This is a genomic window from Bacillus clarus (genome assembly GCF_000746925.1).
GTDB lineage: Bacteria > Bacillota > Bacilli > Bacillales > Bacillaceae_G > Bacillus_A > Bacillus_A clarus.
In genome coordinates this window covers 2,325,529-2,340,000 of the sequence record NZ_JMQC01000008.1, presented here as the reverse complement: position 1 = coordinate 2,340,000, position 14,472 = coordinate 2,325,529, and the positions used below count along the sequence as shown (strand labels likewise).

Below are 14,472 nucleotides of genomic sequence, written 5' to 3'. Positions count from 1 at the left end.
ATAACCATTTTTTGTTACAATTAATACATTCATATCTTCTTCTACGATTTCCATACCTACAACTTGGTCTTCATCACCTAATGTAATAGCTTTTACACCTGCGGCATTACGTCCCATAGAACGTACATCCTGTTCATTAAAGCGAATTAACATGCCGTTACTTGTTCCAACGATAATATCTTTATCACCAGATGTTAAGCGTACAGAGATTACTTCATCCTCTTCACGAAGCGAAATTGCAATTAAACCGTTCGTACGTATATTTGCAAATGATGAAAGTGGTGTTCTCTTAGAAATACCTTGTTTCGTTGTAAAGAATAGGAACTGATCGTCACCAAATTCACGAATTGGAATAATGGCATTGATCCATTCACCTTTATCTACTCCTAATAGGTTAATAATTGGTATACCCTTTGCCGTACGACTATACTCTGGAATTTCATATCCCTTTGTACGGTATACTTTACCCTTATTTGTGAAGAATAGAATATGATCATGAGTAGACGTCGTTAATAAATGTTCGACAAAGTCATCATCATTCGTACCCATTCCTTGTACACCACGTCCCCCACGGTTCTGTGTTTTGTACGTAGAGGCTGGCAACCTTTTAATGTAACCATTATGAGTAAGTGTAATCGCGATATTTTGTTCTGGGATTAAATCTTCATCCTCAATAGATTCCATACCGCCAATCGTAATTTCTGTGCGTCTCTTATCATTAAAGCGTTCTTTTACTTCGGCTAATTCCTCACGAATAATTTCAAGGACTTTTTCTTCGTCTGCTAAAATCGCTTTTAATTCCGCAATTAGCTTCATTAAGTCTTGATATTCTTGTTCGATTTTTTCACGTTCTAATCCAGTTAAGCGTTGCAGGCGCATATCTAAAATCGCTTGCGCTTGTTTCTCGCTTAAACCGAAGCGTTCCATCAAACCTTGCTTCGCAATATCCGCTGTTTTTGAGCTACGAATTAAAGTAATAACTTCATCAAGGTGATCTAAAGCAATTCGTAATCCCTCTAAAATATGAGCACGTGCCTCTGCTTTTTCTAATTCATAAGCAGTACGTCTACGGATTACTACTTTCTGATGCTCCAAATAATGATATAAATTTTGTTTTAAATTTAGTACTTGTGGCTCTCCATTTACAAGAGACAACATATTAATACCGAAACTTGTTTGAAGTGCTGTATGTTTATATAGATTATTTAACAGTACATTGGCATTGGCATCACGACGTACTTCCATAACAATACGCATACCATTTCGATCCGATTCATCACGTAAGTCTGTAATACCTTCAATTTTCTTATCACGAACTAATTCTGCAATTTTTTCAATTAATCGCGCCTTATTAACTTGATAAGGCAGTTCAGTTACGATAATAGATTGTTTACCATTTGCCTTCTCTTCAATTTCAACTTTAGCACGAAGTATAATAGAACCTCGGCCTGTTTCATAAGCTCTTCGAATCCCACTTCGTCCCAAAATTAAACCTGCTGTTGGGAAGTCTGGTCCTGGAATACACTCCATTAATTCCGCAATAGTGATGTCAGGATTATGACTTAATGCCAATACGCCATCAATTACTTCTCCAAGTTGGTGTGGTGGAATATTTGTTGCCATACCAACCGCAATACCTGTTGTACCATTTACTAATAAATTAGGAAAACGCGCTGGTAATACAATTGGCTCTCTTTCAGAACCATCGTAGTTATCTTGATAGTCAATTGTATTTTTTGTAATATCACGTATTAATTCCATAGAAATCTTAGACATTCTTGCTTCTGTATAACGCATTGCCGCAGCTGAATCACCATCAACAGAACCAAAGTTACCATGCCCATCAACAAGCATATAACGTTGACTGAAATCTTGCGCCATACGTACCATCGTCTCGTAAACAGCTGAATCACCGTGAGGGTGATACTTACCAATTACTTCACCGACAATACGTGCTGATTTCTTATAAGCTTTATCAGCTGTAATTCCTAAATCATTCATCGCATATAAAACCCTACGATGCACCGGTTTTAATCCATCACGAACATCTGGTAATGCACGAGATACGATAACACTCATTGCGTAATCTAAAAATGAGGTACGCATTTCATGACTAATATTAATTTCTCGAATTCGTGCTTGTTGTTGATTGTCTGACATCAACGAGCACCTCCTCTTACGTTTCCGTTACACATACATTGATTTATATGTAGAAGACAGGAACACTTAGATTCCTGTCATTACTCACTTAAATATCAAGGTTTTTCACGTATTTTGCATTTTCTTGGATAAAGTTACGACGTGGTTCTACTTTATCTCCCATTAAAATTTCGAACGTTTCATCTGCCTCAATCGCATCTTGAAGAGAAACTTGAAGTAACGAACGTACTTCTGGATCCATTGTGGTTTCCCATAACTGAGTTGGATTCATTTCCCCAAGACCTTTATAACGTTGAATTCCTGGTTTCGGCTGAGCTGGTAATTCTGCTAATATTTTTTCAAGCTCTTTATCGTTGTAAGCATATTGAATTTTCTTACCTTGCTGTACTTTAAACAGTGGTGGTTGTGCAATATATATATAACCATGTTCAATAATTTGACGCATATAACGATAGAAGAACGTTAATAATAGGGTACGAATATGTGCACCATCTACATCGGCATCTGTCATAATGATAACTTTATGATAACGAGCTTTTTCAATATCGAAATCTCCGCCAATATTTGTACCAATTGCTGTAATAATTGTACGCACTTCATCATTAGATAAAATTTTATCTAATCGCGCCTTCTCGACGTTAATAATTTTACCTTTAAGCGGTAAAATTGCTTGGAAATGACGGTCGCGTCCTTGCTTAGCCGAACCGCCCGCAGAGTCACCCTCTACGATGTAAATTTCACTGATTGCTGGATCTTTCGAAGAACAATCCGCCAATTTACCCGGTAAACTCGAAACTTCTAATGCACTCTTTCGACGTGTCAATTCACGAGCCTTTTTAGCAGCTACACGTGCGCGCGCTGCCATTGTACCTTTTTCTACAATTTTCCGTGCAACATTTGGATTCTCTAGTAAGAACTTTTCAAATGCCTCTGAGAATACAGATTCTGTAATTGTTCTTGCTTCACTGTTCCCAAGTTTCGTCTTCGTTTGCCCTTCAAATTGTGGATTTGGATGTTTAATTGATACAATCGCAGTTAATCCTTCACGAACATCCTCACCAGTTAAATTACTGTCCGCATCTTTTAAAATGCTATTTTTACGTCCGTAATCATTAATTACACGCGTTAAAGCAGTCTTAAATCCAACTTCATGTGTACCGCCTTCATACGTATGAATGTTATTCGTAAATGAATAAATATTATTTGTATATCCTTCATTATATTGAAGGGAAACCTCAACTTGAATACCATCCTTTGAACCCTCTACATATACAGGTTCTTCATGAATCGGTTGTTTTGAACGATTTAAATGTTCAACATATGATTTAATTCCACCTTCATAATGAAACTCTTTCTTTTGCTTATTTTCACGTTTATCTTCAATTGTTAATTTAATATTACGATTTAAAAATGCTAATTCACGCATACGAGTTGCTAGCGTATCAAAATCATATACTGTTGTTTCTTTAAAAATCTCTGGATCTGGCTTAAATCGAGTTATTGTTCCTGTTTGATCTGTATCACCAATGACTTTTAAGTCCGCAACCGGAATACCTCTTTCGTATTTTTGGTAATGGATTTTCCCATCACGATGTACAAATACTTCTAGTTCTGTTGACAAGGCATTTACAACGGATGCCCCAACACCATGCAAACCACCAGAAACTTTATAGCCGCCTCCGCCAAATTTACCACCAGCGTGAAGAACAGTCATAATAACCTCTACCGCAGGACGTCCCATTTTTTCTTGTATCCCAACTGGAATACCACGTCCATTATCCGTTACACGAATACTATTATCTTCTTCGATACTAACGTTAATTTCATCACAGTATCCTGCTAATGCCTCATCAATACTATTATCGACGATTTCCCACACAAGGTGGTGAAGTCCTTTTCCACTCGTAGACCCAATGTACATACCCGGACGTTTCCGAACTGCTTCCAGTCCCTCAAGTACTTGTATCTGACTTTCATCATATGAATTTTCTTGCATTTGCTTTTGTTCCATTGACACAAAGATCACCTACTTTTCCATTTAAACAGGGGTTATGCCCTATCTATTTCACAATCTACCGTGCCGTTCGTTACATGAATTGTTTTCGCTTCTATTAATGTTTCGTGTTCAATTCCGTCGACACTCGTCGTTGTCACAAATGTTTGCACCTTACCTTGAATTGTATTTAACAGATGTGATTGACGATAATCATCTAGTTCTGATAATACATCATCTAATAAAAGGATTGGATATTCCTTAACTTCTGAATAAATCAATTCAATTTCAGCTAATTTTAGGGACAGTGCGGTCGTTCGTTGTTGTCCTTGCGAACCAAAGACTTGAACATTTTTACTATTAACGAAGAATTGTAAATCATCACGATGAGGACCAATTAAAGTCGTACCACGGAAAATTTCACGTTGTTTCACAGACTGAAAACTTTCATAGTATACTTCTTTTATTTTCGACAAATCCATTGATTCTGATACATCTAGGCTTGGTTTATAGACGATTTCTAATTCCTCTAACCCTCTGCTAATCCCACGATGGATTGGCGCAGCCCATTCTTGTAGTAAGTGCAAAAACTCAAAACGTTTTCGCAATATTTTTGTACCGTGCTCAATGAGTTGAAGTGTAAATACATCCAACATCGTTTCCTCATTTTTACTATTCCCTTGCATTTTTTTTAGCAAGTGGTTTCGTTGCGTGAGCACTTTTTGATATTGGCTTAGTTCATACAAATAAACAGGTGCTATTTGTCCAAGTTCCATATCTAAAAAGCGTCTTCTTACTTGAGGGCTTCCTTTTACAAGATTTAAATCTTCTGGGGCAAACATGACAACATTCATTTCACCGATGTATTGGCTTAACTTTTGTTGTTCAAGTTGATTTAACTTTGCCTTTTTTCCTTTTTTAGAAATATTTAACTCTAAAGACAAAGAACTGTTTCGTTTTTGTAATCTACCTTTTATTTGACCGTAATCCTCGTCCCACTTAATAAGTTCACGATCATTAGAAGTTCTATGAGATTTCGCCATCGCCAATACATAAATAGCTTCCATTAGGTTCGTTTTCCCTTGCGCATTTTCGCCAATAATTACATTGACCTTATCTTCAAAGGAAAGCTCTAGATTATCGTAATTGCGATAGTTTTTTAATTGTATTTCTTTAATAAACAAAGGGCTCCCCCTTTATGCCTGAACTTGAAAAGTTCCGTTTCCCGGAATTTCAACAATATCATTTGCGTATAACTTTCGGCCTCTTCTATTTTCAAGTTCTTGATTCACGTAAACTTCATATTCTTGTAAGAACCATTTTACAGCACCGCCTGTATCAATTACGTCAGCTAACTTTAAAAATTGTCCTAGTGTAATATACTCTGTTGAAATCTTAATACGTTTCATAAAATCGCTCACTTTCTGAAAGTGTTCATTCTTTCATTGTACTAAATAAACTAACATTAGGAAAGTAATACCCAAAAAATCAAATAAGGGTCACTAGCACCTTTAAACTAGCAACCCTAAACTCTTACTTAGTAAGTACGAACCGGTAAAATTAATTGGATAATGGAATCATCATTTACTGTACGAATTAAGAACGGTCTCATCGCCCCAGTAAAACTAATTTTAATTTCTGTACTATCTAACGCTTTTAATGCATCCATCATATATTTTGCACTAAAAGATATTTTTAATTCTTCCCCATCTACTTTTTCACATTGAACTTCTTCTACTACTTTTCCGATTTCTGGTGAATTCGAAGAGATTTCTAACATTTGCTGTTCTAATGTTGATAATTTTACAACGTTATTACGCCCATCTCTCGCTAATAGTGAAGCACGATCAATTGCTTGTAAAAATTCTTTTGTATTTACAAAAATATCAGTTTTACTTTCAGCTGGAATTAAACGTGTCGTATCTGGGTAGTTTCCTTCTAACAACCTAGAGAAGAATAATAAATGTTTTGTACGGAATAATACTTGATACTCCGTAATAACAATGTCTACCATTTCTTCTGACTCATCTAGAATTTTACTAAGTTCACTTAAGCTTTTACCAGGAATTACAACATTGGATTGAAACTCATCAGAAATATTATGCCCTTCAATTTTTGCTTTACGAAGTGCTAGCCTGTGACTATCTGTTGCAATACAAGTTAATTCGCTGTTATATACTTTCCAGTTTACACCTGTCAAGATTGGACGAGTTTCTGAAGTTGATACAGCGAATACTGTTTGACGAATCATATGTTTTAGTAAATCAGTTGGAATCTTAAATACATGATGTTCTTCAATTTGTGGTAATAACGGATATTCAGCAGAATCTAAACCATTTAAATTGAACTCTGATTTTCCAGATTTTATTTTTGTCATAAAATGATTTTCCACAGAAATTTCGACACTGTCTTTAGGTAGTTTTTTTACGATTTCACTAAAATATTTTGCTTGTAAAACAATACTTCCTGATTGTTCAATTTCTACGATTTCTTTTCCATCCTCTTCAACTGGGATAAAAGATTCAATAGAAATATCTGCATCACTACCTGTTAAAGTAACGCCTTCTTCAGTAGCTACGACTTTAATTCCTGTAAGAATTGGAATTGTTGTACGAGAGGAAACTGCCTTCATTACATCTTGTACACTTCTTACAAGATATTCTTTTTGAATTGTAAAACGCATAACGAAACCCTCCGGTAAGTATAAGATTTTATTTATTAAATAAAGATAAAGAATAGTAGTAATAGTAATAGGGCTTGTGGATATGTGGATAACCCCGTTTAAAGATGTAAAAACAGTCTATCTACATGTGGATAGACTGTGCGTAAAACAAGGTAAGTTATTCACACTATTCAGCTACTACTTTAAAATATCATTAATTTCTTCAACTTGTTTTTGCAGTTGTGTATCCGTTTTTAATAACTTTGAAATTTTTTCATGGGCATGGATAACTGTCGTATGATCACGTCCACCAAATTCTTCACCTATTTTCGGTAAAGAAGAATCTGTAAGTTCACGTGAGAGATACATTGCGATCTGACGAGGGAATGCAACAGACTTTGTGCGTTTTTTCGCTTTAAAATCTTCTAATTTCACTTGATAAACATCCCCAACGGCTTTTTGGATATCATAAATAGAAATAATTTTTGGTTTAGAATTTGGAATAATATCTTTAAGTGCTTCAGCTGCTAAGTCTGCATTTATGTCCTTATTAATTAAAGATGAATATGCCACAACACGAATAAGCGCGCCTTCTAATTCACGAATATTTGAGTCAATTTGATTTGCAATATAAAGCATAACTTCATTTGGTATATCAAGTCCTTCAGCTTTCGCTTTTTTACGCAAAATTGCAATTCTTGTTTCTAAATCTGGCGGCGTAATATCGGTAATAAGTCCCCATTCAAAACGTGAACGTAGGCGATCTTCTAAAGTTGGGATTTCTTTTGGTGGTCTATCACTTGAAATCACAATTTGTTTACTTTCTTCATGTAACGCATTGAATGTATGGAAGAACTCTTCTTGTGTTTGTTCTTTTCCAGCAAGAAATTGAATATCATCTATCAATAAGACATCTACATTACGATATTTATTACGAAAATCGACAGCTTTATTGTCACGAATAGAGTTGATAAATTCATTTGTAAATTTTTCAGATGATAGATAAACAACTTTCGCATTCGGATTATGTTCAATTACATAATGGCCAATTGCATGCATTAAATGGGTTTTTCCAAGTCCAACTCCCCCGTAAATAAAGAGTGGATTATATGCCTTTGCCGGTGCTTCAGCTACTGCCAAGGAAGCAGCGTGTGCAAAACGATTCCCAGAGCCGATAACAAATGTATCGAATGTATATTTAGGGTTCAACATGCTCTGTGGTAAGTGATTAGATTCATCATTTGTTCTTTTCTGTTTAGCAGGAGGAAAGTCAATCTCCTCTTCAGCTTGACTTTGGGGAATAATAAAACGAATATCCAATTTGGCTCCTGTTAAATCATAAAGTGTTTCTGAAATCAGTTCTGAGTAATGAGATTCTAGCCAGTCGCGAGCAAATTCATTTGGAGCTGTAATTGTTAGCACATCTTTTTTCAAATTATGAGCAGTTGTCGATTTTAACCACGTTTCATAACTTGGTTTACTTACCTTTTTTTCTAATTCTTTTAAGGCGCTATTCCATAAATCAGAGATATTTTCCAAGGGTGTCCCTCCTTTGCAAAGATGGTAAAAGAATAAGGTTGTGCAACAAATGTACAACCTTGAAATTTTGAGATGTATATTTATACGAAACGTATTTTAAAACCTAAAAACGTCGTCTGTATACGAGATAGAGTTTTCGACAAAAAACCCGCATGTGGACAAATATTTACCCACATGTGAGTATAACTGTCCACATGTTATACACAATTTGTGGATAAATTATATATGTGGAAAACTTATTCAAAGTGAAAACACAACTATAATATCAAAAAAAAACAGCTATAGCAATGAATTTAAGAAAGTTATCCACAAAATCAATACCTTGTGGAATAAACTTGTCCACAATACGATATACTGTGTAAAAGTGAAAAAATAATTTGTGGATACAAAAAAAACTAAAATGTATTTATCCACAAGAAAATAAAGAGGCTGTGAAAAAGTATGTGAATAGGTTCAAAATGAATATTTGATGAAAATTTCGAGAACCATTGACATTTTCCTAGTTGATTAACTATAATTTATAAGACTGTCTTTAACAGATATTCCTCAGGGAGGTGTCATATAATGAAAAGAACTTACCAACCAAATAAACGTAAGCGCAGCAAAGTACATGGTTTCCGCAGCCGTATGAGCACAGCGAACGGACGTAAAGTGCTAGCAGCTCGTCGTCGTAAAGGAAGAAAAGTATTATCTGCGTAGACCACTGATCGTTCAGTGGTCTTTTTTTCTAGTAATAATGAATTTCCGCTGATGAAATACAGGAGTGTCAATTGATATGAAGAAAAAAAATCGTATAAAAAAGAATGAAGAATTCCAAGCTGTTTTCCAAAATGGAAAATCGAATGCAAACCGTCAGTTTGTTGTATATCAACTTGAAAAAGAAAAACAACCGTACTTTCGGATCGGTCTTTCTGTTAGTAAGAAAATAGGAAATGCAGTAGTTCGTAATCGAATTAAACGTATGATTCGCCAATCGATTACAGAAGTAAAAGATGAGATAGATTCTGGAAAAGATTTTGTTATAATAGCAAGGAAGCCTTGTGCAGATATGACATATGAACAATTGAAGAAAAGCTTAATTCATGCCTTTAAGCGCTCTGGTATGAAAGTAACAAACAAGTAGCGTAGGAAAAGGAAAATGAATTACACTATATACATACCGAAACAAGGAGGAGCAGGCTGTGAAAAAGAAAATAGGCTTACTAGCCATGGTTATTGCATTAATGGCGATTGCTACCGGCTGTAGTGAAACGAATCAGCCGATTACACCGAAAAGCACAGGGATTTGGAATGAATATTTCGTATACCCGCTTTCTCAGTTAATCACGTATTTTGCAAACTTATTTGGTAGTAATTATGGTTTAGCGATTGTTGTTACGACTCTTATTATTCGTTTTGCATTATTACCATTAATGATTAAACAAACGAAGAGCACGAAAGCAATGCAAGCGTTACAACCAGAAATGGTGAAGTTAAAAGAGAAATACAGCTCTAAAGATCAAGCGACGCAACAAAAACTGCAACAAGAAATGATGCAGTTATATCAAAAAAATGGTGTGAATCCATTAGCAGGTTGTTTACCAATCTTTATTCAAATGCCGATTTTATTCGCGTTTTATCATGCAATTATGAGAACTGCGGAGATTAAGCAGCATAGTTTCTTATGGTTTGATTTAGGTCATGCAGATCCTTACTATATCCTTCCAGTTGTTGCGGCAATCACAACATTTATTCAGCAAAAACTTGCAATGGCAGGTACTGCTGGACAAAATCCACAAATGGCAATGATGATTTGGCTTATGCCAATCATGATTTTAGTCTTTGCAATTAACTTCCCAGCAGCATTATCGTTATACTGGGTAGTTGGTAACATCTTTGGTATCGCTCAAATGTATATGATCAAAGGGCCGGAAATTAAGGCTAGTAAGGCAGGAGGATCAAGCAAGTGAGTGTAATTACTGCTAAAGGACAAACAGTCGAACTGGCAGTGCAAGATGCTTTAAGACAATTAAACGTTTCAGAAGATCGCGTTGATGTAAATATTATCGATGAGGGTAAGAGAGGGTTTCTTGGTTTATTCGGGAATCGTCCGGCCTTAGTAGAGGTTGTATTGAAAAAAGATCCAATCCAAGAAACTGAACAATACGTAAGAAATGTTGTTCAGAGCATGGGTGTGGATGTGGAGATTACAAAAACTGTAAAAGGTCGAGAAATCGAATTTACACTTTCTGGTGAAAATGTAGGTGTTTTAATCGGAAAAAGAGGTCATACGTTAAATTCTTTACAATATTTAGCGAAACTTGTTGCGAATCGTAATACAAAGCAGTATATTGGCATCACAATTGATGCCGAAAACTATCGTAGTAAAAGAAAAAATACGTTAGAGGCGCTTTCTTATCGATTAGCGAAACAAGTGATGAGCACGAAAAAAAGTGTTGTATTAGAACCGATGCCTTCTTTTGAGAGAAAAATTATTCACCAAGCATTATCTAATCATCCAAATATCATTACAACTTCTGAAGGCAAAGAACCACATCGTCATGTTGTAATATCTTCCAAATAACCGGTCACTCAATTGAGTGTCGGTTATTTTTTTGATGTAAAAAGCGCTGTGGATAACTAAAAAACACTAAACTTATCCACTGTGAATAAGTTTAGTGTTTTTTACATGAGGACATAATAAAATGAGTTATTATTCTTTTGTAGACAGGTTCATTATGGTATCCTAATAGTTTAGTGAAGGAAAAAATCATGTTTAAATAGAGAGAAATAAGCAAGTGAGGTGAAAGGACATGGAATTTGATACGATTGCTGCAATTTCTACAGCACTTGGGGAAGGCGCAATTGCCATTGTTCGAGTAAGTGGAGAGGATGCGGTTGAGAAGGTCAATCGCATTTTTAAAGGGAAAGATTTAACGGCAGTATCTTCTCATACGATTCATTATGGCCATATTGTTGATTTAGATACAAATCAAGTTATTGAGGAAGTCATGGTTTCCATCATGCGTGCACCGAGAACATTTACGCGTGAAAATATAGTAGAAATTAACTGCCATGGTGGCCTTGTTTCAGTAAATAAAGTACTACAACTTATTTTGGCACAGGGAGTACGCTTAGCGGAGCCTGGTGAATTTACGAAGCGTGCATTTTTAAATGGGCGTATTGATCTATCGCAAGCTGAAGCTGTAATGGATTTAATTCGTGCGAAAACAGATCGAGCAATGAACGTAGCAATTAATCAAATGGAAGGACGATTATCTAAATTAATTGGTCGTCTTCGTCAAGAAATCTTAGAAACATTAGCCCATGTTGAGGTAAATATAGATTATCCAGAATACGATGATGTAGAAGAGATGACACATAATATTTTAATTGAAAAGGCTACGAATGTTCGGACTGAAATTCAAAAAATCTTAGAAACATCTAAGCAAGGGAAGATTTTACGTGAAGGAATCGCAACCGCGATTATTGGAAGACCTAACGTTGGAAAATCATCGTTATTAAACAGTCTTGTTCAAGAAAAAAAGGCGATAGTAACTGATATAGCAGGAACAACTCGTGATGTTATTGAAGAATACGTTAATGTACGTGGTGTACCACTTAAACTTATAGATACAGCGGGAATCCGTGAAACAGAAGATATTGTTGAACGAATTGGTGTAGAGCGCTCAAAAGAAATGATGAATCAAGCTGATTTAGTGTTAGTTGTAGTAAATTATAGTGAGATGTTAACTAATGAAGATGAGGAACTATTCCATGCAGTACAAGGAAAAGACTTTATTGTCATTGTAAATAAGACAGATTTACCACAAGGAATTGACATGGAGCGTGTTGCTCAGTTAGCTGGTGAAAATCGTATTATTACAACTTCCTTAATTGAGGAGCAAGGGATAGATGATTTAGAAAAAGCAATAGCTGATCTATTCTTCGAAGGAACAATTGAATCTGCTGATATGACATATGTTTCTAACGCGAGACATATTGGTTTATTAACACAAGCAGGAAAAACAATTGGAGATGCAATTGATGCGATAGAGAACGGTGTTCCAATTGATATGGTTCAAATTGACTTAACAAGAACGTGGGAAATACTTGGTGAAATTACTGGTGATACAGTCCATGAAAGCTTAATTGACCAATTGTTCTCTCAATTTTGTTTAGGAAAATAACATAGAGATCTTTTAGAAAGATAGAGAATATTAGGAGGAATAAACAATGGGATACAATGCCGGTTCATACGACGTCATAGTAATCGGTGCAGGTCATGCAGGATGTGAAGCTGGTCTTGCAGCAGCACGAATGGGCTCAAAAACATTAATGTTAACGATTAATTTAGATATGGTAGCGTTTATGCCATGTAACCCTTCTGTTGGTGGACCAGCAAAAGGGATTGTTGTTCGTGAAATTGATGCATTAGGCGGCGAAATGGGACGTAATATTGATAAGACTCATATTCAAATGCGCATGTTGAACACGGGGAAAGGACCAGCTGTACGCGCCCTTCGTGCACAAGCAGATAAATTTTCGTATCAACATGAATTAAAGAAAACAATTGAAGAAACGCCAAACTTAACATTGTGTCAAGGAATGGTAGAGCGTTTAATCGTTGAGGATGATGTATGTAAAGGGGTAATTACACAATCAGGTGCTGAATATACGGCAAACACAGTTGTAATTACAACGGGAACATTTTTACGTGGTGAGATCATTATGGGCGATTTAAAATATTCAAGTGGTCCAAACAATCAGCAACCATCTATTACATTATCTAAGCATTTAGAGGAGCTTGGTTTAGATCTTGTTAGATTTAAAACAGGTACGCCACCTCGTGTAAACAGTAATACAATTGATTATAGTAAAACAGAGATTCAACCAGGTGACGATAAGCCACAGGCTTTCTCTTTTGAAACGACAAAATTTATTATGGATCAAATTCCATGTTGGTTAACATATACGAGTGAAGAGACGCATCGCTTAATTGATAGAAATTTACATCGTTCAGCTATGTATTCTGGTATGATTAAAGGAACAGGGCCTCGTTACTGTCCTTCAATTGAAGATAAGGTAGTACGATTCAATGATAAACCGCGCCACCAAATCTTTTTAGAACCAGAAGGACGTAATACGAAAGAAGTATATGTACAAGGCTTATCAACAAGTTTACCGGAAGATGTACAACGTGAAATGCTGAAAACAATTCCTGGTTTAGAGAATGTTGAAATGATGCGTACAGGTTATGCAATCGAGTATGATGCAATTGTGCCGACACAATTGTGGCCAACACTTGAAACGAAAAAAATTAAAAATTTATATACAGCAGGACAAATCAACGGTACTTCTGGTTATGAAGAAGCTGCGGGACAAGGTCTGATGGCTGGAATTAACGCAGCTTGCCGCTCTTTAGGTAAAAAAGAAGTGATTTTAGGTCGTGCTGATGCATACATTGGCGTTTTAATTGATGACCTTGTAACGAAAGGTACAAATGAACCGTATCGTCTGTTAACGTCCCGTGCAGAATATCGTTTATTATTACGTCACGATAATGCAGATCTTCGTTTAACAGAAATTGGTCATGAAATAGGTTTAATTAAAGAAGAACGCTATGAGCGTTTCTCCAATAAAAAGGAGCAAATTGAACAAGAAAAGGCGCGTTTAGAAAGTATTTTTATTAAACCACGCCCTGAAGTTCAGGAGTTAATTCGTAACGCTGGCGGAAGTGAATTGAAGGATGGAATAAGAGCAAGCGACTTATTACGCCGTACGGAGATGACATATGAACATATCCGTCTTCTATCACCGAGTGAATTAGAAATAAATGATGAAGTTGCAGAACAAGTTGAAATTCAAATTAAGTACGAAGGATATATTGAAAAATCCTTACAACAAGTAGATCGTATGAAGAAAATGGAAAATAAAAAAATACCTGTTGATATTGATTATGATGCGATTTCTGGAATTGCTTCAGAAGCTAGGCAGAAGTTGAAAGACGTTCGCCCACTTTCTATGGGGCAAGCATCACGTATTTCTGGCGTAAATCCAGCTGATATTTCCATTTTACTTGTGTACATTGAACAAGGAAAAATTGCGCGAGTATCGAACCAATAAATAGTAAGGAGAT

The 14,472-nt window shown here is 35.8% G+C and carries 12 protein-coding genes (1 of these 12 only partly in view); 6 read left to right on the top strand and 6 right to left on the bottom strand.

What is annotated here, in order from left to right:
• The 6 genes from gyrA to dnaA all read right to left on the bottom strand — a co-directional run.
• Positions 1-2,160: the 5' portion of a DNA gyrase subunit A gene (gene gyrA, locus DJ93_RS12885; protein WP_042981256.1), read on the bottom strand. The gene continues 309 nt to the left of window position 1, outside the view; the window shows 2,160 of its 2,469 coding nt (coding positions 1-2,160); the start codon lies at positions 2,158-2,160; the stop codon falls past the left edge of the window.
• Positions 2,161-2,248: 88 nt separating this feature from the next.
• A complete protein-coding gene (gene gyrB / locus DJ93_RS12880) occupies positions 2,249-4,171 on the bottom strand; it encodes a DNA topoisomerase (ATP-hydrolyzing) subunit B (RefSeq protein ID WP_042981254.1) in 1,923 nt (640 codons plus the stop codon).
• Positions 4,172-4,209: 38 nt separating this feature from the next.
• On the bottom strand, positions 4,210-5,337 hold the full coding sequence (gene recF, locus DJ93_RS12875; RefSeq protein ID WP_042981253.1) for a DNA replication/repair protein RecF: 1,128 nt from the start codon (positions 5,335-5,337) through the stop codon (positions 4,210-4,212).
• A 12-nt stretch (positions 5,338-5,349) separates the two neighbouring features.
• The gene (gene yaaA / locus DJ93_RS12870; protein WP_003194149.1) at positions 5,350-5,562 is read right to left on the bottom strand and encodes a S4 domain-containing protein YaaA; all 213 of its coding nucleotides are present in this window, start codon (positions 5,560-5,562) and stop codon (positions 5,350-5,352) included.
• 128 nt (positions 5,563-5,690) lie between these two features.
• Complete coding sequence (gene dnaN / locus DJ93_RS12865) at positions 5,691-6,836, bottom strand: DNA polymerase III subunit beta (protein ID WP_042981250.1); 1,146 nt, start codon at positions 6,834-6,836, stop codon at positions 5,691-5,693.
• Between the two features lie 177 nt (positions 6,837-7,013).
• Positions 7,014-8,354 carry a chromosomal replication initiator protein DnaA gene (dnaA, locus tag DJ93_RS12860; RefSeq protein WP_042981249.1) on the bottom strand — a complete coding sequence of 447 codons (1,341 nt, stop codon included), beginning with the start codon at positions 8,352-8,354 and terminating at the stop codon, positions 7,014-7,016.
• A 564-nt stretch (positions 8,355-8,918) separates the two neighbouring features.
• Here dnaA and rpmH point away from each other — a divergent pair.
• The 6 genes from rpmH (at position 8,919) to mnmG (ending at position 14,459) form a co-directional block, all read left to right on the top strand.
• The gene (gene rpmH, locus DJ93_RS12855) at positions 8,919-9,053 is read left to right on the top strand and encodes a 50S ribosomal protein L34 (protein ID WP_000831901.1); all 135 of its coding nucleotides are present in this window, start codon (positions 8,919-8,921) and stop codon (positions 9,051-9,053) included.
• Between the two features lie 76 nt (positions 9,054-9,129).
• The gene (gene rnpA / locus DJ93_RS12850) at positions 9,130-9,477 is read left to right on the top strand and encodes a ribonuclease P protein component (RefSeq protein WP_042981247.1); all 348 of its coding nucleotides are present in this window, start codon (positions 9,130-9,132) and stop codon (positions 9,475-9,477) included.
• 58 nt (positions 9,478-9,535) lie between these two features.
• Positions 9,536-10,303 (top strand): YidC family membrane integrase SpoIIIJ, encoded by a 768-nt coding sequence (gene spoIIIJ / locus DJ93_RS12845; RefSeq protein ID WP_042981246.1) that lies wholly within the window; start codon positions 9,536-9,538, stop codon positions 10,301-10,303.
• Positions 10,300-10,917 carry an RNA-binding cell elongation regulator Jag/EloR gene (jag, locus tag DJ93_RS12840; protein ID WP_042981245.1) on the top strand — a complete coding sequence of 206 codons (618 nt, stop codon included), beginning with the start codon at positions 10,300-10,302 and terminating at the stop codon, positions 10,915-10,917. The genes spoIIIJ and jag overlap by 4 nt, the downstream gene beginning before the upstream one ends.
• A gap of 229 nt (positions 10,918-11,146) precedes the next feature.
• A complete protein-coding gene (mnmE, locus tag DJ93_RS12835) occupies positions 11,147-12,523 on the top strand; it encodes a tRNA uridine-5-carboxymethylaminomethyl(34) synthesis GTPase MnmE (protein ID WP_042981244.1) in 1,377 nt (458 codons plus the stop codon).
• Between the two features lie 46 nt (positions 12,524-12,569).
• Positions 12,570-14,459: a tRNA uridine-5-carboxymethylaminomethyl(34) synthesis enzyme MnmG gene (gene mnmG / locus DJ93_RS12830; RefSeq protein WP_042981243.1), complete on the top strand. Its 1,890-nt coding sequence runs from the start codon at positions 12,570-12,572 to the stop codon at positions 14,457-14,459.
• The last annotated feature ends 13 nt before the right edge of the window (positions 14,460-14,472 follow it).